The sequence below is a fragment of the Gardnerella vaginalis genome (assembly GCF_040427915.1).
GTDB lineage: Bacteria > Actinomycetota > Actinomycetes > Actinomycetales > Bifidobacteriaceae > Bifidobacterium > Bifidobacterium vaginale_C.
The window spans coordinates 1441592-1460444 of record NZ_JBETXJ010000002.1 but is presented as its reverse complement, the minus strand read 5'-3'; the positions used below and the strand labels follow the sequence as shown (position 1 = coordinate 1460444).

Genomic DNA, 18853 nt, shown 5'->3' with positions numbered 1-18853 from the left:
GGCGTTTTAATAGTGTTTTAATCATAAATGTGGCACTTAAACAAGTGATTTAAGTGCCACATTTATTTACAAATCTAAGATATTTACAAATCTAAGAAGAGCTGATGGATTCTAGTGTCTTCGTCAAGCTCTGGGTGGAAAGCTGTTCCGATTTGATTTCCTTGACGAGCAGCCACAACGTTGCCATCTACTGTTGCAAGAGTTTCGGCATTAGGACCGACTTGCACAATATAAGGCGCGCGAATAAATGTCATCGGCACTTTGCCAAGATTTCCAAACTCAGATTCGTAGTGGAAGCTTCCAAGCTGGCGGCCGTAAGCGTTGCGCTTAACAGTAACGTCTAGCGTGCCAAATCCGCTAACTTCGTTACCTTCCACGTTTTTTGCAAGCAAAATCAAGCCTGCACAAGTGCCAAGAACAGGCATTCCGTTTGCAATTCTCTCGCGCAAAGGTTCGAGCATATTTTGCTCTTTAAGAAGCTTAGTTTGCACAGTGCTTTCGCCGCCAGGCAAAACAAGGCGGTCAAAAGATTGCTCTAAATCGCGTGCTTGACGAAGCTCAATAACGCGCGCGCCAAGTTTTTCTAGCATTAAGCGATGCTCAAGAAAAGCTCCTTGAACAGCTAAAACTGCTACAGTGTGCGCGCAGTTAGAAGTAGTAGTAGGTGAGTCTGCCAAAATCATTCGCCTCAATCACTCGCCGCGATTAGCCATTAAAAGCTTGATTTCCTGCTCGTTAATGCCAACCATTGCTTCGCCTAAATTCTCGGAAAGCTTAGCAATCATTTTAGCGTCCTTGTAGTTAGTCACAGCTTTAACGATTGCAGCAGCGCGCTTTGCTGGGTCTCCAGACTTAAAGATGCCAGAGCCAACGAACACGCCTTCAGCACCAAGCTGCATCATTAAAGCAGCATCTGCAGGGGTAGCAACACCGCCAGCAGCGAAGTTAACAACAGGAAGCTTGCCGTTTTGTGCAACGTACTTTACGAGATCGAAAGGCACGCGCAAAGTCTTAGCTTCCTCAAAAAGCTCATCCTCGCGCATGCTTGTAAGCTTACGAATTGCGGAATTCATCATGCGCATGTGGCGTACTGCCTGAATCACGTCTCCAGTTCCAGGCTCACCCTTAGTACGAATCATGGAAGCGCCTTCGTTAATCCTGCGCAAAGCCTCGCCCAAATCCTTAGCGCCGCAAACGAAAGGCACAGCAAAATCGCGCTTGTTAATGTGGTAAACGTCGTCTGCTGGGCTAAGCACTTCGCTTTCGTCAATGTAATCGATCTCAATAGCCTCAAGTACCTGCGCTTCAACAAAGTGACCGATACGGCATTTTGCCATAACAGGAATAGACACAGCTTCTTGAATTCCGTGAATCATAGCTGGATCGCTCATTCTAGATACGCCGCCAGCTGCGCGAATATCAGCAGGAATGCGCTCTAACGCCATAACTGCGCAAGCTCCAGAATCTTCAGCAATTCGTGCCTGCTCTGGAGTAGTAACGTCCATAATTACGCCGCCTTTAAGCATTTGTGCAAGCTGGCGATTTAGAGCAGTGCGGTCCTCGCTGCCTTTATTTTGCGGATCCGAGGATTCGTTCACGGTTACTGTAGTATTCAGGTTCTCAGCCATTATTCCTCGCTTTTTACTAAACCTATTAAACGCATTTTTATGTTGTACAGTGTTATACTACACATTTTCATGCATCTATTAAACATATGCTATTAAACGTATGTATTTTGTTAATATGCAAGCTAGCGTGATTCTAATCTTTTTAGGATTTTGCGCACGTTTGCAAGTTTACGTCTGTTGGCATTTAACCACATTCGTAGGATATATGGCAATAAAATAGGCTTAAAATATCTGAAAAATCATGTAAATATGCAATGTAAATATGCAATGTGTTGTTTAGACTCACCGCATCTTTGTTTGACTTGTGAATCGGATACGATTGTGTTTGCCGTTGACTTTATGGTTGCGAAAGTTGCAGCTAGATAAAGCGACGAGCTGTAAAACAGAATAAATATAAATTAAATATAAATAATGTATCTAATTACAATCCAGAAAGGTTTGTTGGATGGATAACAAAGAACCCAAAGATGGCGCGTACAATAACGACGCGACCGATAAATTCTATGGGCAAGAAAACGCAGAACAATCGCAATTTAGTTCTAGTACAGATGCTTCGCTTAACGCTGCGTCTAAAAGGGGATATAAAACTAATAAGCGTGGTTTAGGAAAATTCTGGCTTGTTTCTGTAGCAATCGTAGTAATTGCGGTGGTTAGCGCTATTATTGCAACGTTTACAGGTCCGCAAAAAAATCCTGCAAGTCAAACTTCCTCTACACAAGTGTCAAATAAAATTGTGTCAATTGGACTAAAACTTGCTCCTACAAATCTTGATATTCGTAATCAATCTGGCTCTTCCTTAGAGCAGTTGTTGATTGGAAACGTGTATGAAGGTCTTGTAGCTAGAAATACTAAAAATCAGGTTGTTCCATCACTTGCAAAGAGTTGGGAAATTAGCAAAGATGGCTTAAAGTACACGTTCCACATGCGTAAGGGAGTCGTGTTTTCTAACAAGCACAAGCTTACGGCTAAAGATGCTGAGTGGTCTTTTAACGAGCTTGTTGCAAAGAAGTATCGCGGATCAAACATGGTTGGAAAAGTTGAATCCGCTAAAGCTAAGGATGATTACACGTTTGAAATCAAGCTTAAAGAACCAAACGCAAAACTTTTGTGGGCATTGTGCTCTAGAGCTGGATTAGTCTTCGATAAGCTTGCGAATTATGATGCTAAAACTCAAGCTGTTGGATCTGGCCCGTATTTGGTAGAAAAGTTTGTACCGAATGACCGCGTTGTGTTAAAGGCAAATCCATGCTACAAGGGTATTAATAAGCCTAGAACATCAAAAGTTGTTGTTCGCTACTTTGTGGATGATGTTGCTGCTGTAGATGCGCTTTCTTCTGGAGCTGTTCAAGCTTTGGCGCCTATTTCCGGTCAGCTTGCTAAGACTTTTAAAGCGGATACAAAGCGCTATGTGGTTAAAGCTGGAAACAGCACCGATAAATTTGTGCTTGCTATGAACATGAATGGTGAACGAACTAAAGATAAGCGCGTGCGCCAAGCGATTCGATATGCGATTGACCATAAGCAAATTATTGCTTCACGCGGAGGCACGGATGCTTTGTTGGGTGGTCCAATTCCTTCTCTTGACCCAGGTTATGAGGATTTGACTAATATTTACACTCATGATGTTAAGCGCGCTAAGTCATTGATGAAGGAAGCTGGTTTTAGTGAATCAAATCCTTTGCATCTTTCACTTACGTACCCGAATATTTATGGAACGCAACTTGGTGACCAGTTGAGGTCTCAGCTAAAGCAGATTGGCATTGATCTGAAGGTAAACATTGTAGAATTTACTACTTGGCTTCACGACGTTTATAACAATAAAAACTACGATTTGTCTATGGTAGATCACAATGAAAGCCATGATTTTGGACAATGGGCAGATCCTAAATATTACTACGGTTACAACAATAAGCAGGTTCAGGATTTGTACGCTAAGGCAATGCTTTGCGCGAATACTAAGGAGTCTAATAAGCTTCTTGCCAAGGCTGCGAGAATCGTTAGCAAGGATGCTCCTGCAGATTGGTTGCTTAATTATAAGGTTGTTACAGCTAAGGTAAAGAATCTTGAAGGCATGCCTTTTGACATTAATCAAGTTCTTTTGCCGCTATACAACTTGCGACTTAGCTGATTTGCTCTAGACTTAGCTGATTTGCTCTGAAAAATTGCCCGCGTTTGTTTCTTTTTTCTTGCTTTTGTTTACGTTTTGGCTCATTCGGTAAACAAAAGCAGGAACACTTTCACGAGTTTGTTTACCATTTAGGTAAAAAAGGGAACAAATGCGGGCGCGAAGGCAATTCGGAGCGCTGAGCTTGCTCAAGTTGAAAGCACAGTGTGCTTTCAACGCAAGCGAAGACGTGAGCGCGGCTAATCCGCGCGAGCGATTTACCGAAAATGTTGCTCAAACTAGCTCGTAAAGCTACAAAATAGGGAACACTATAGGGAACACTAGATTAAGTAAGGGGTTTGTATGAAGCGCATGATTCTTCAACGCATCGCGTTGTTTTTTGTAGCGCTGCTATTTATTTCTGCAATCGTATTTCTTGCTCTTAGAGTTTTACCTGGAGACGTTGCTCAAGTTATGGCTGGCTTAAATGCGCCAGATGGAAAAGTTGAGCAATTAAGACGCGATTTAGGATTAAACAAGCCCCTTTTCGTTCAATATTTAGAGTGGATTTTTGGCGTTTTTAGAGGCGATTTTGGTGTTTCAATGCTTACGGGCCGCTCCGTTGCATCCACTATTGCCATGCGTGCTAGTATAACTTTTCCACTTATTTTCCTTGGACTTTTAATTGCGCTCGCAATTGGTATTCCTCTGGGATGCTTGCAAGTTTTGCATTCTGGTAAGGCTTCGCAAGTAGTCGCAAGGTTTTGTGCTATTACAGCAGGATCTGTTCCAGCTCTTTGGGGCGGAATGATTTTAATCATGATTTTTGGCAAGGGCATTGGTTTGGTGGAGTTTTTCCCTACTCAAGGTTTTCCAACAGACGGCTGGCGAGATTTTGGTAGCGCATTTTTGTCTTTGATTCTTCCAGCGCTAACAGTTGGCATTATTGTTGGATCTGGTTTTATGCGTTACACTGCAGCATCATTAGAGCAGATTTCTAATAGTGACATTGCTTTGCAAGCTATGGCTTGTGGAATGACTAAAAAGCAAATGATTTGGCGAGTTGGCTTGCGATTAGCGTTGCCGCAGCTTGTATCCGTAATCGGCTTGACTTTTGCGCATATGATTATGGGCGTAATGGTTATTGAAAATCTGTTTTCGCTTCCTGGAATGGGTATGGGTCTTGTGAGAGATGTTGGTTTGCGAGATCTTATATCTGTTCAAGGCAATCTTTTTATGCTTTCTGCATTGTTCTTGCTTGTTGGTTTTGCGATTGACGTGTTGCATCGTTTGCTGGATTCAAGACTTAGCCAAGATTCGAGTAGTGAATGATTCGAGCAGTGATTCAAGTGGGGAGTGCTTCAAACAATGATTAAGTTTTTAAGACGCATTTGGCGCGGAGTTACTGGAAAATTCGTTTGCATTATTTTGTGCTTGTGGATTTTTGTAGCTGCTCTTTCTTTTGTGTGGACGCCTTATTCTCTTCTAGAAACAAACGGATACCAGGTATGGCAAAAGCCTTCGCTAAAGTATTGGCTTGGCACAGATGGCACGGGTGCAGATATGCTTAGTTGGCTTATGGCTGGTTCTAGAGTAGAGATTTTGCTTGTTATTTCAACGGTTGCGATTGCGAGCGTTGTTGGGTTTGTGATTTTTAGTTTTACGATTTGCCGCGTTCAAAAAATTCGTTCCGTAAGCATTATGGCAGTAGATGCTTTAATTTCCATTCCTACAGTTTTGATCGCGCTTATGCTTGCTGTGCCTCTTGGAGCATCCGTTCTTGTAATTATGCTTGCATGCGGATTTGGATATGGCTTAAATCTTGCTCGTATTTTGCGACCAAGTGCTGTTCTTGTTCTTAAGTCCAACTATGTTGATTGCGCGATTTCTAATGGAGCTAGCAGAAGTTACGTTCTACTAAAGCATGTTCTCCCTAATATTTTGCCTATTGCTTCCGTTCAGCTTTCGCTTTCGGCAGGAACTGTTATTTTAGCGGAAAGCGGATTGACTTATTTAGGTGTTGGTGTTCCATCGGGAGTACCGAGCTGGGGTCGTGTTCTTTCTACTTCGGTTACTTTGATTCATGTTTATCCGCTTGCGGCTTTATGGCCTGGTCTTGTTGTCACTTTAACAGTTTTGGCTCTTAATCTTTTGGGTGATGTTTTAAGAAGTGTTACAAATCCAGCAAATAGGGAGTCTAAGAATGAGTCTTGATGTAAAAGGATTATCTCTTAGCATTGGATCTTCGCGCATTTTAAGTGATGTTTCACTTAACGTTAAAGATGGCGAGCGCGTTGGGTTAGTTGGATCTTCTGGCTCTGGTAAATCAATGCTTTTAAGAGCTGCGATTGGCTTAGTTCCTTCTAATTGCAAAATCACTGGCTCTTGCCATGTTGGCAATGCCCAAACTGTTGGCGCTAACGATTCTGCGCTTGCAAACATTCGTGGCAAGTATGTTGGCGTTGTTTTTCAGCAAGCGGATCGTGCTCTTAACCCTATTATGAATGTTAGCGAGCAAATCGCGTTACCTCTTAGGCTTCATTACAATTTAGACGAAGACGATATTCAAAATCGCGTTAAAGTTATGCTTGAAAAAGTTGGTTTAAACGCAAATATTTTAAATAAGCGCACTTTTGAGCTTTCGGGCGGTCAAATGCAACGAGTTGGGATTGCTACAGCGCTTATAACTTGCCCTAAGTTGATTCTTGCGGATGAGCCGACTACTGCTCTTGATTCTGTTACACAAAAAGATGTTGTGAATATGCTCACTTCTTTAGTTGATAATATGGGCGCTTCAATGCTTTTTGTTACTCACGATTTTTCGGTTCTTTCTCGCGCTGCTACTCGTTGCTATGTTTTGGATTCTGGGCGATTAGTCGATAGCGCGCGTGTTGGTGAATTGCTAGAAAATCCTAAGGTTCACTCTACTAAGCAGCTTGTCCTTGCGGCGCGCGCTTTAAGTCTTAGTAAAAATAATTTAAGTCTTAGTAAAAATGCTTCGAGTTTTGATAAGAATAATTTAAGTTTTGATAGTAAAAGCGATTTAAATAAGAATGATTCAAATAAGCATGATTCTTCTAAAGATGATTGCATTTTTAAAGCTAAAAACGTTCACGTTGTTTTAGGAAGCTCAAAAAACCGCGTTGAAGCATTAAAAGGCGTTGACTTTAATCTTAAAGTTGGCGAATCTTTAGCTTTAATTGGCGGATCGGGAAGTGGTAAAACAACTTTGATTCGCTCTTTGCTCGGATTGCAAGAAATAAGCGAAGGAAGAATAGAGTATTGCGGCAAAGTTGTCGACACTGTTGAAAACGCTAAAAAATCAAGTTTAAAAGACTCTGCTTACGCAAATATGAGAAGACAATGTTCGCTTGTATTTCAGCATCCTTTTGCAGCTTTAGATCCGCGTTGGACAGTTAGAAAAAGCGTTGCTGAACCGCTTGAAATATGGCGTAAAAACATGAGTTCTGACTCAAATATTGTTGATTCACGTGATGTTGATTCACATGCTATTGACTCTAAAGTAGATGATGTTTTGAATTTAGTTGGATTAAATCCTAATGTTTTTGGCAAAAGATACCCTTGCGAGCTTTCGGGCGGACAAGCTCAATGCGTTGCGATTGCTAGAGCGCTAATCAATAATCCTAAAGTTTTGGTTGCGGATGAGCCAATGAGCGCAATCGATGTTGCTGAACGCACAAGAATCTTAGATGCTTTTAATGTGATTCGCGCAAATCGCCCTAATATGGCATGCGTATTCGTTAGCCATGATCTTGGTATGATTCAGCATTTAGCGTCTAGTGTTGTTGTTCTAAAAGATGGCGTTGTTGTTGAATCGGGGCGTGTAAATCAAATTTTAACTAATCCAAAACATAGTTACACGCGTGAGCTTATTGATGCTTCTACTTTGTAAGTCTGTATATTCTGTATATGTAAGTCTTATAAGTTAATAAGTCAATAAAAAATATTTTTAAATTCGCATTTATGTGTGTTTGGCAAGAATAGCGTCTAATATTATTTAGTAATCGTTATTTACGCATATATTTTGCGCATGAATATAAGTTAGGAAAGATAAAATGAGCGAAAATCAAAACAATCAGCCGACTCCTCGTCCAGAAAGCTTTGAGCTTGACCACACTAAAGTTAAGGCTCCATATGTTCGCTATATTGACACTCAAAAAGGCCCGAATGGAGATGTTATTTCTAACTATGATATTCGCTTAACTCAGCCTAACCAAGAGGCTATTCCTACGGGCGCTTTGCATACGATTGAGCACACTATTGCTGTTCTTTTGCGCCAGCGTATTGAAGGCTACATTGACTGCTCTCCATTTGGTTGCCGTACAGGATTCCATCTTTTAACTTGGGGCACTCATAGCACGGAAGATGTTGCGCGTGCGTTGAAGGAATCGCTTGAATTTATTGCGTATAAAGCTACTTGGGATGATGTTCCAGCTACAACTATTGAGTCTTGCGGAAACTACCGCGATCATAGCTTGTTTGGAGCGCGTCAATGGTGTAAAGATATTTTAGATAAGGGCATTAGCTCCGATCCTTTTGAGCGCAAGATTGTGTGATTCGTTGCGTTCGATTGTGTAAGACTTTGCTTGTTAAGACTTCACTTGTGTGTAAGACTGTAAAATCGCCATATTCTAAGCATAGGGGGGTGTATGTGTGATATAAGATTGAGGAAAGCAACTCTTAGCGATCTAAAAGATATTGAAAATATTTATGAGAGAGCAAGAGTATTTATGGCAAATAATGGTAATCCTCATCAATGGGGAGATCGTTTTCCTCTGACGTCTAGTGTTATAGAAGATATTCGTTTGAATCGTTTTAATCTTCTTGTAGACACGGACCCAGACTTTGGCGATGAGCGCATTTTGGCGCAATTTGCACTGTGCGAGGGGCTTGATGAAGTCTATGCAAAGATCGACGGAGCATGGCTAGATGACGTTTTGCCATACGTTACAATCCATCGACTTGCATCTTCGGGAGTTAGACCAAAAATGGCAAGCGAGTGTTTAAAATGGGCTAAACTCAACTACTCTAATGTTAGAATCGACACTCATCCCGACAACTTGATTATGCAAAAAGTTATTTTGCGAGAAGGCTTTAGCAAGTGTGGTCTTGTTGTAATTCCAGATCGCGCACATAGCGCAACTAGAATCGCGTATCAATGGTTGCGCTCGCATAATCATGTAATACGGTATTAAATACGGTATTAGCTGTATCAAAACGTAAGTCAAAATTAGTTGCATATATAGTAGATATAAAAAAATAAAGTAAAAACTAAAAGTAAAGGCGTGAGATATGTGTAAAAATTCGAGTATACAAACGATTTTGCAAGAAAACTATGCTCGCGCCTTGAGTGCATACCCAGGGCAGGTAATCGTTGATTTAAAAGCACTAAGAGATAATATGAGAACGCTTGTTGAGCGTGTTTCTAAAGATTTGCAGCCTGGGCAAAAGTCGCCAGCAGTTATGGGAGTTGTTAAAGCAGACGCTTATGGTCACGGACTTATTCCTAGTGCGCTTGCAGCTTTAGCAGGAGGAGCAACTTGGCTTGGCACAGCTCAGCCTTATGAGGCTTTGCGACTTCGCACATGTGGAATTGACTCAAGCAGATGCCGTATTCTTACATGGCTTACTAGTGCTCCAACGTCTCTTTTTGCTGATTTAATAAAAGCAGATATTGATATTTCTGTTGGCTCGCTCGATTCCATTGACGCTGTTGCGCTCGCTGCTAAATCGGTTGGTGCCGCTGCACGCGTGCACGTTAAGGTAGATACAGGATTTGGTAGAAACGGTTTTACGCCTGCAGGTTTTAATGCTGCTTTAGAAAAACTTAGTGAATATTCTAGCCAGGGATTAATCAAAGTTATTGGTCAATGGAGTCACTTGGCTGTTGCTGATTGCCCAGATGTTCCAGAGTTTGTTGCATCTACAGATAGGCAAATTGAGCAATTCCACGATTTTACTCGAAGAATGCGCGAAGCTGGGTTGGAGCCTAAAATCCGACATTTAGCTAATACAGCTGCAACTCTTAACAGGCCAGAGATACGATTTGAGCTTGTTCGCCCAGGAATTGGATTATATGGATACGAGCCAGACCCTGTTATGGGAGCGCCTCAAACTTACGACTTGCGCCCAGCTATGACTTTACAAGCGCAATTAGGAACAGTTAAATCTGTAGAAGCAGGTCACGGCATTTCGTACGGCCGCACGTATTTAACGCCAGATAATACAAGCACAGCAATCGTTCCACTTGGCTATGCGGATGGCATTTTGCGCGCCGCTAGCGGATTTGATATGCAAGGATCTCGGCATGTTGATAAGCATGGAGGACCCGTGCGCGTGGAAACTAATAACGGTGCTAGGATTTTGCACGTTTCGGGGCGCGTTTGCATGGATCAATTTATTGTTGACTTAAAAGGCAGCGCTAAAGAGCTTGGGGTTAAAGAAGGAGATACAGTCAGGCTTTTTGGTCCAGGCAGGGGTCTTGAATATGCGGAGCCGACGGCAGACGATTGGGCAGCAGCTGCAGGAACAATAAGCTACGAGATTATGACTGGCATAGGTCCTAGAGTTCCTCGATTGTATAAGAATGCTTACGAAGTTTTGCCTAAAAAAGACATAAAAATGTTGGATGAAAAAAGCTTGATTTAGCGATCTTGCGATTTGCTGAATTTCTATTAGCTAATTTGCGATTTGCTACTTGTTGTTTAGAAGAAGAGGTTTTTAATGTGTGATGAGGTGATTGCTTCCGATAACGAAGTTGTTGGCGAATACAGCTTGCACGATACTGAGAGATGGGCTAGCGAGCCTCATCACACGCGCGCTCGCACACCGTTTGAGCGAGACAGAGCAAGAATAATCCACTCTTCAGCGCTTAGAAGGCTTGGTGCTAAAAGTCAAGTACTTGTAGCAGGCTCCGACGATTTTGCTCGCACACGTTTAACGCATACGTTGGAAGTTGCGCAAATTGGTCGCCAGATTGCTGCGATGCTTGGCGCGGATCCAGACGTTGTAGATTGCGCTTGCTTAGCTCACGACTTAGGTCATCCTCCTTTTGGTCATAATGGAGAGCGCGCTCTTGCTCAAATCGCAAGCAATATTGGTGGTTTTGAAGGAAATGCTCAAACTCTTAGACTTTTAACGCGTTTAGAGCCTAAAGTTTTTAGAGAAAATGGAGCTAGCGCAGGCGTAAATCTTACGCGTGCAAGCTTGGATGCTGCTGTTAAATATCCTTGGGGTTTTGATGAAGCAAAAGCGCACGATAAAGGCGAGCGTGATCTAAAATTCTGCGTTTACCCAGACGATAGAGAAGTTTTTGATTGGCTAAAAAGTGGCTCTCCGCGCGAATCGAAGCCTATGGAGTGTCAAATTATGGATCTTTCCGACGATATTGCATACAGTGTTCACGATATTGAAGACGCGATTGTGACTGGCGCTTTTAACACGGAGCTTGTTTGGGATTCAAGCGTTGCAGATCAAATTGTTCAAGAAGCTCATAATTGGTACGGTAGCCAGTGGGATGCGGATAGTCTTTTGGCAGCTTTTAAGCGTTTGCGTGCTCTTAATATGTTCCCTGATTCTTTTGACGGCTCTAGAAGGTCGCTCGCTCATTTAAAGAATATTACGAGTGCTTTAATCGGAAGGTTTGCAAGTTCTGTTGAGCGAGCAACTCGAGAAAAATATGGAAACGGCGCTTTAATTCGATACCGCGCAAACGTTGTGATTCCGCCTGAAACGTCTTACGAGATAATCGTTCTTAAAAGTTTGGCTGTGCATTTTATAATCCAACCTAGAGAGCGCGAGTTTTATAGGCGTGAGCAAAAGATTCTAACGGATTTGGTTGAAGTGTTTATGAGCAAGTCTCCGCGAGCGCACGATGCTATGGAATCTGTGTTTATAAGCGATTGGAATGCTTGCTCTAGCGATGACGAGCGTTTAAGAGTTGCGATTGATCAAGTTGCAAGTCTTACAGATGGATCTGCTACAGCTCTTCATGCCGCTTTGTGTTAAATCAACTCTTTCTAGTATAGAGTGTCTATAGCCTCCGGCTTGCGATAAGCTAGAGACTATGGCTGGAATGATTGTAAAAGAAGACGTTGAGCGTGTGCGCGCTGCTGCAGATTTGTACGATATTGTGTCTGCAACTGTTACGCTTAAGCCTTCTGGAACGGGTACTTTTGTAGGGCTTTGCCCGTTTCACGATGAAAAAACGCCTAGTTTTAGCGTTCGTCCAAGCTTAGGTGTCTGGCATTGCTTTGGTTGCGGTGCTGGTGGAGATGTTTTTAAGTATGTTGAGCAAAAAGAAAACATTGATTTTCGCGAGGCAGTAGAACTATTGGCAGATCGATACCATGTTGAAGTTCATTATGACCAATCGCAAGCTGGTAAAGATAGTGCTCACGCAGGTTCAAAGCGTGCTCGTCTTATAGAAGCAAATGAGGAAGCTCAGCGTTTTTTCGTGTCCCAAATCAACTCTAAAGAAGCAGCTCCAGCTCGTAGTTTGCTTGCTGGACGTGATTTTACTCAAGCTCAATGTGAACGTTTTGGTTGCGGATATGCGCCGAATAGTTGGGATACTCTAGTTAGATATTTGTCTAATAAAGGCTTTGCTCGTCAAGAATTATTGGATGCAGGTTTAGCGCGCCAAGGTCAGCGCGGAATTTACGATTATTTTCGCGGCAGATTAACGTGGCCTATTCGCGATTCTACAGGCAGAACTTTGGGTTTTGGTGCTAGAAAGCTTTACGATGACGATTCTATTAGCGCAAAATACATTAACACTCCAGACACTGTGTTGTATAGAAAAACGCAAGTTCTTTATGGAATTGACATTGCTAAGTCGAATATTGTTAAAAAGCGTCAAGTTGTGATTGTGGAAGGCTATACGGATGTTATGGCTTGTCATTTAGCAGGTGTAGATACTGCTGTTGCAACTTGTGGAACGGCTTTTGGCGCGGAGCATGCGAAGATTATTCGCCGTCTTATTGCAGACGATTCTTTGGGAGCGATTCAGCTTGTAGGACCTGTAAAAGTAGAAGGTCAGCAAGTTAGTTCTCGTATTGTTTTTACTTTTGATGGGGATGCGGCTGGCCAGAAAGCTGCGTTGCATGCTTTTGGCTTAGATTCAGCGTTTTTGACACAGACTTTTGTTGCTGTTGCAGATAACAATTTAGACCCTTGCGATTTGCGTATTCAAAGGGGAGACGAGGCTGTTCGTTCTTTGATTTCGCACGCTAACCCTCTTTACGATTTTGTAATTGACACTGTTATTCGTAAGTTTGACACGTTTTTTGCAACAGGTCAGATGGGTGCTGTTAAGGCTGTTGCTCCTCTTGTTGCGCAAATTCGAGACAGGTCTTTGTTGGACTTGTACACTAGGAAAGCCGTTAGAAATATTGGTGTTGATCTAGACGTTATGCGTAGGGAAGTGGAGTCTGCTAGAAGGCGATTGCACGTTGTAGACGATGATGCTTATTCTAAAGGTTATTCTTTTAGCGTTTCTTCGGATTCTCGCGTGTTTGATCAGCGTTCGCAGAGTATGAATGAAGCTGCTATAAAAACCGCTATGTCTAGGAGTGCGTACAAAAATCAAAGCTATTATAAGGTTGACGATTCTGTGTTTATGTGTGAGCAGCAATTTATGGCCGTTCTTATGCAATCTCCTCTAGCGTTTAACAGTAAGCTTTTTGCGCAGCTTACTTTGAATAATTTTATTACGCCAGTTTTTAGAACGCTTTTTCAGGCTTTTGTGGCAGCTGGGGGATTGCCTACTTCAAATGCAAGTCAAGGATTGTGGCTTCATATTATAACTAAAGCTGCTGGTCCAATGCTAGAAGGCGTTATTAACGAGCTTTCTGTAATGCCTCTTCCATTGTCTTTTAATAAGGGCTTAAGTGGGGCCTCTTCGCTTAACTCGTCGGCTGCTTACGACTATGGTGGCGAAGGCACTAAAGGCGGACCATCTGATCTTTTGCGCGTTCCTAGTGAAGAAGAGCAAAAATATGCAAACGAGTTGCTTATTAAGCTTTTAGACGTTGGTTTTATGCGAAAAATCGGAGCTTTTAAAGTTCGTATGAGTAAGCTTCCTGATGGTCAAGAAAAGCTTAATCTTTTAGGTCAAATCACTAAAATGGAAAGCGCTCGAAAAAACCTTCAGTCGCAAATTCTATAAGATTTATCAGTATTGTATTTACATCTTAATGCTGTTTACTTTGCTTTTTAACGTTTCTTATTTTTATATTTTGGTATGTATTTGTGGAATGCTTGGAGTGTATGCGATGAAATAATCCACACTGCAGATTTAACTGCAATGTGGATTATTAAATTAATAAATTAACAATATTTTATTATTAATCAAGTTGCTCTCTGTATATAGCGCTTGCTATAGAACACGTTGGATCTATAAATGGAATCAGAGTGGATTGGAAGGCATGATAAGCGTCTGATTTTCCTGGCCATACAGTATTTAAAACATTGTTTTTATCATCGAGTTGATGGAACCACGAACCGTTAGCATGATCAATGACTGAGTGGTCTAGATATTTGCAGAATTCTTTATACCAAGTAGCATATTGCTTATTTTTAGTGATTCTGTAAAGTGTTGATGATGTATTAATGGCTTCTGCTAGTGTCCAATGCATACGGTCGTGGACTATAGGCTTTCCATTCCAGTCTGTTGTGTATACGATACCTGGTTGTCCGTCAGCATTCCATCCATCTTTTAATGCTTGGTTAAACAAATTTTCTGCAGCGTTTAATGCTTCTCTTCGCTGTTTGCAATCTTCCTTATAGTAACTGTATGCCCATTGGAGTATTAATCTTGACCATTCGATTCCATGACCTGGTGTTGCACCGTATGGTTTAAATTGGTCATCTTTTTTGTCTTTATTATATTCTAAGTCTGCTTGCCATTGATCGTTGAAATGTTCTGGTATTCGCCAATTGTTGTTAGATGCCCAATTGATTACGTGGCTGATTATGCGCTTTGCTCGTTCTCTATATTTTTCATCTCCTGTGCTATCAGCTACTGCAAGAAATGCTTCTGTTGTATGCATGTTTGCATTAAGCCCGCGATAAGAATCAAGCTTATTGAAGCTTGTATCCCATGTATCTACTGTTAAACCTATTTCATTATTCCAGAAGTATTTATCGAATACTTTTAATCCATCTTCTAATAGTTGTTTTGCGCGTTCATGTCCTGCTAGTAGTGCGCTTGATGCGGCTAGTATAACGAATGCGTGAGTGTAACAAATTTTGTCTTTTTCAGGTTCTTTGTTCCAACTTACTTGTGGATACCATCCTCCGTGCTCGTTGTCGTGTAAAGGACCTAATAGTCCGTCGAGTCCTCGTTCAACAAGTTGATTCGCTTTTGTGTATCCTAACATTTCTCCTATTGAGTAAACGTGAGTCATTCGTGCTGTAATCCATGTTTGTACTCCGCGTGTTTTATCTAGTGATCCGTCTGTGCTGAGCCATCCCGACCCTCCTATTGGTGCTGGGAAGTTTTTTGCGAAATCAAGTAATTGTTTTGTTTGTTCTGCCATAAATATTCTGTTGGCTTGTGTGCCAAACGCATATTTAGATGTTTCAAAATCTTGCATTATTGTCCTTTCGTAGATTGTAATTTTAAAATTGAATCAACAGAGTCATGTGTTATGTTATAGATGACTAATTGCCTATCTTCATTTATGCTGTTTATATACTGACTATAGATAATTATTCCAATTAGAAAATATCATCTTTAATATTTTCCAAAGTTTCTAACAGCTCATCACTATATATGGACAATTACTATTCGCTGATTAAATATTATAATTTTGGTCAGCAAAATTCACAGCAGTTATGAATTTTTATTAATTACTGTCTTTTGTCATAAACTTTTACTGATGTAATATCGTATACTTGTTTTGTCTTTATATACAGAGATACATGATTTATTTATAAATGTGTAGTTGGGTAAGAAAGAAGTGTAGAAACGATGTTTTTATTACCTGAGCAGCAGTTGAATCGCTGCACAAGAGTTATGCAACAACGCTTATATCCGTATATAAATACTGTTTTATCGCATTGTAAAATTCGAGCGTATGAGATTGCTGGAGAACCTATTTCTTCTAACAAATTCTTTTCTAAGTTGAAAAGAAATGATATTATGTTTTATTCATTTAATGCTCCAGACGTTTGGGGAACAACATGGGGCACAACGTGGTTTGAAGTTACAGGGTCGATTGATTTTTCAAAGGTAAAAGGGCGCAAAGTTGAGCTAAATGTTGATTTAGGTTGGATTGAGAATCTTTTTCCTGGTTTTCAAGCTGAAGGATTAGTATATAATTCTGATGGAAAAGTTATCAAAGCTGTAAACCCTTGTAATCATTGGGTTCCATTGATTGATGAACATAATAATCGTTCTATCAGTATTGATGAAAATGGTAATTTTACTTTATATTTGGAAGCTGCAGACAATCCATTTGTTGAAGGACCTACTCCATTTTCTCCTACTGATTTAGGTGAGTGTGCGACTGGAAATACAGAATGCCAATATATGTTGAAATATGTTGACGTTACCGTTTTTAATCGTAATATTTTTGATTATTATATGGATCTTGAGACTGTAAGTTCTTTGATGCGAGAATTGAATGATGATAATCCGCGTTACTGGAAACTAGCTAAAGCTTTACAGCGCTCCTTAAATGCGTATGATGAGCATGATTCTTCTACTGTTCAAAATGCTCGTAATATGTTGACTAATGTATTAAATCAGCCTGCGGCTGCAAGTTCTCTAAGGCATATTGCTGTTGGTCATGCTCATATTGATTCTGCTTGGCAATGGCCTGTGCGTGAGACTCATAGAAAGGTTGCACGCACGGTATCCAACGTTTTAGCTCTTATGGATGAGGATCCTGATTTTACTTATGCTATGAGTTCTGCTCAACAATATGAGTGGCTAGAAAACGAACATCCTGATTTGTTTGAGCGTATGAAAAATAGGATTAAGGAAGGACGTTTTATACCTGTTGGAGGTATGTGGGTTGAGTCTGACGCAATTATGCCATGCGGTGAATCTTTAATTCGCCAAATGACTTTTGGTAAGCGCTATTTTAAGGAACATCTTGGTGTTGAGCCGCATGGAATTTGGCTTCCAGACAGTTTTGGTTATACTGGTGCATTTCCTCAACTCGCTCGTCGAGCTGGTTTTGATTGGTTCTTAACTCAAAAAATTTCATGGAACGATACCACTAAATTCCCACATCATTCATTCCTTTGGGAGGGAATAGATGGTTCTAGGATTTTAGCTCATTTCCCTCCATCTAATACTTATGCTTCATCTGTTAGTATGCATGAGTTGGTTTATTCTCAGCGCAATTTTTTGGATAAAGATTTATCTAATCACGCAATATTGTTGTACGGTTTTGGCGACGGCGGTGGCGGACCTACTCGCGAGATGACTGCTCGCATTAGACGTGATCGCAATTTAGAGGGTGCTCCTAGAGTTGATTTCGGCACTCCTGATGAGTTGTTTGAAAAAATACGCGAAGATATTGTTGATGATTCAAATGGTGATACACCAGTATTCAAGGGTGAGCTGTATTTAGAGTTGCACAGGAAAACTCTTACATCTCAGCAAGATATGAAGCGTTATTGCCGCATGGAGGAATCGTTGTTGCGCGTGGCTGAATATCTTGTTGTTTTAGCTCGAGTGTATGCACCGGAATATCGTTTCAATAACGATGAGCTTACTAGAATTTGGAAGACTTTATTATTGAACCAGTTCCATGATATTCTTCCGGGTTCTGCTATTGCATGGGTTCATAGACAAGCTAGAGAAGAATATGCTAGAGATATTTCTTGTTTGCGTAAAATTATTTCAAATATTGCTGATGCGATTGTAAAAACTAGCAGCACGGTTAACACGGTTAATGCGCGTGAAAATGTAAAGTTGTTGACTTATACAGGTAAAAATGAGGTCGCTTGGAATTTATATCAATGTAGTGAAAGCGGTAAAAATAATACAACAACTGTAAAACACAAAAATGATGGTGGAATAATTCTTAATAATGGTGTTTTAAGTGTGACTATTGAACAAGATGGCACAGTATCTTCTGTTAAAGATATTAAAGTTAATCGTGAGCTAATCCCATCTGGTTATCGCATGGCGCAATATGAGATATTAAAAGATGAGCCATATCAGTGGGATGCGTGGGATATTGAGCGAGATGCATTTATGAGGAATTGTAAGATTGATGATTCTTCAATTGTTGCCGTTAAAGAACTTTTATCGGGCGGTGTATCTGTTGAAATCTTGGCATGTAAAAAGGATGTTAAGATTCAAACAAATATAATTTTAGAGCCATGTGTTAAACGACTTGATTTCCATGCGCAAGTTGATTGGAATGCTAAAGAGCAATTTCTAAAAGTAGATATGCCAACATCTATATGTTCAAATAATGCGCAATATGAGTGTCAATATGGTTTAGTTGAACGGCCAATAGTAAAAAATACTCGTAGTGATGATGCAAAATTTGAATCATGTACTCATAGGTTTGTTCGCATAGAAGATTCCTCTTATGCTGTTGCTGTTGCAAATTCGTCTACTTATGGCGCTGATGCTGCTCCTATTGGCGATTATTCTTCATCTTATGGAACTATGCTCAGATTATCTTTGCTTTCTGCACCGCTTTATCCCGATCCTAACACTGATCAAGGTGAGCATGAATTTACTTGGTCATTTATTGCTGATGCAAATATGGATTCAGTGCTAAGTGCAGCCGATCTTTTGAATTCGCCAATTATTGATATGTTACCAGATGTCGATTCATTGTTTACGATTCATAGAAACTCAGGTCTAATTGCATTAGATTGGGTTAAGCTGGCTGATGATTGTTCTGGAGATATAATCTTACGTATTCACGAGCCATGTGGTGGATATGCAAGTGGGCAAATAAAACTCAATAAAATTTTGTGTGCGGCTTCAATTGAAGAGGTAGATCTTATGGAAATGCCAGTGTTGCACGGTATTCCTATAGCTTTGCACAAGAATAATGACGCGTTAAATATAGAATTACGTCCTTTCCAATTATGTTCATTGCGTATTCGCATTGCATCTTAA

13 protein-coding genes are annotated in these 18853 nt (G+C 40.8%); 10 read left to right on the top strand and 3 right to left on the bottom strand.

What is annotated here, in order from left to right:
• Positions 1-83: 83 nt before the first annotated feature.
• Positions 84-683: a pyridoxal 5'-phosphate synthase glutaminase subunit PdxT gene (gene pdxT, locus ABVC65_RS05915; RefSeq protein WP_353582829.1), complete on the bottom strand. Its 600-nt coding sequence runs from the start codon at positions 681-683 to the stop codon at positions 84-86.
• Positions 684-692: 9 nt separating this feature from the next.
• The gene (gene pdxS / locus ABVC65_RS05910) at positions 693-1628 is read right to left on the bottom strand and encodes a pyridoxal 5'-phosphate synthase lyase subunit PdxS (protein ID WP_004126122.1); all 936 of its coding nucleotides are present in this window, start codon (positions 1626-1628) and stop codon (positions 693-695) included.
• A 445-nt stretch (positions 1629-2073) separates the two neighbouring features.
• On the opposite strand from pdxS, the gene ABVC65_RS05905 reads away from it, so the two are divergent.
• The 9 genes from ABVC65_RS05905 (at position 2074) to dnaG (ending at position 13921) form a co-directional block, all read left to right on the top strand.
• Complete coding sequence (locus ABVC65_RS05905; RefSeq protein WP_353582828.1) at positions 2074-3756, top strand: ABC transporter substrate-binding protein; 1683 nt, start codon at positions 2074-2076, stop codon at positions 3754-3756.
• A gap of 339 nt (positions 3757-4095) precedes the next feature.
• The gene (locus tag ABVC65_RS05900) at positions 4096-5064 is read left to right on the top strand and encodes an ABC transporter permease (protein WP_353582827.1); all 969 of its coding nucleotides are present in this window, start codon (positions 4096-4098) and stop codon (positions 5062-5064) included.
• Between the two features lie 36 nt (positions 5065-5100).
• The gene (locus ABVC65_RS05895) at positions 5101-5946 is read left to right on the top strand and encodes an ABC transporter permease (protein ID WP_353582826.1); all 846 of its coding nucleotides are present in this window, start codon (positions 5101-5103) and stop codon (positions 5944-5946) included.
• Complete coding sequence (locus tag ABVC65_RS05890) at positions 5936-7645, top strand: ABC transporter ATP-binding protein (RefSeq protein WP_353582825.1); 1710 nt, start codon at positions 5936-5938, stop codon at positions 7643-7645. Before ABVC65_RS05895 ends, ABVC65_RS05890 begins: the two co-directional genes overlap by 11 nt.
• A gap of 163 nt (positions 7646-7808) precedes the next feature.
• The gene (locus tag ABVC65_RS05885; RefSeq protein ID WP_004126097.1) at positions 7809-8309 is read left to right on the top strand and encodes an S-ribosylhomocysteine lyase; all 501 of its coding nucleotides are present in this window, start codon (positions 7809-7811) and stop codon (positions 8307-8309) included.
• A gap of 93 nt (positions 8310-8402) precedes the next feature.
• A complete protein-coding gene (locus tag ABVC65_RS05880) occupies positions 8403-8948 on the top strand; it encodes a histone acetyltransferase (RefSeq protein WP_004120817.1) in 546 nt (181 codons plus the stop codon).
• A gap of 97 nt (positions 8949-9045) precedes the next feature.
• Positions 9046-10401, top strand: coding sequence for an alanine racemase (gene alr, locus ABVC65_RS05875; RefSeq protein WP_353582824.1), 1356 nt, complete (start codon positions 9046-9048; stop codon positions 10399-10401).
• Between the two features lie 75 nt (positions 10402-10476).
• Positions 10477-11760 carry a deoxyguanosinetriphosphate triphosphohydrolase gene (locus tag ABVC65_RS05870; RefSeq protein WP_004120812.1) on the top strand — a complete coding sequence of 428 codons (1284 nt, stop codon included), beginning with the start codon at positions 10477-10479 and terminating at the stop codon, positions 11758-11760.
• A gap of 58 nt (positions 11761-11818) precedes the next feature.
• Positions 11819-13921 carry a DNA primase gene (dnaG, locus tag ABVC65_RS05865; protein WP_353582823.1) on the top strand — a complete coding sequence of 701 codons (2103 nt, stop codon included), beginning with the start codon at positions 11819-11821 and terminating at the stop codon, positions 13919-13921.
• Between the two features lie 178 nt (positions 13922-14099).
• On the opposite strand, the gene ABVC65_RS05860 is transcribed toward dnaG, so the two are convergent.
• Complete coding sequence (locus ABVC65_RS05860; RefSeq protein ID WP_004120805.1) at positions 14100-15350, bottom strand: AGE family epimerase/isomerase; 1251 nt, start codon at positions 15348-15350, stop codon at positions 14100-14102.
• Positions 15351-15727: 377 nt separating this feature from the next.
• Here ABVC65_RS05860 and ABVC65_RS05855 point away from each other — a divergent pair, with 377 nt between their 5' ends.
• Positions 15728-18853 carry an alpha-mannosidase gene (locus ABVC65_RS05855; RefSeq protein ID WP_353582822.1) on the top strand — a complete coding sequence of 1042 codons (3126 nt, stop codon included), beginning with the start codon at positions 15728-15730 and terminating at the stop codon, positions 18851-18853.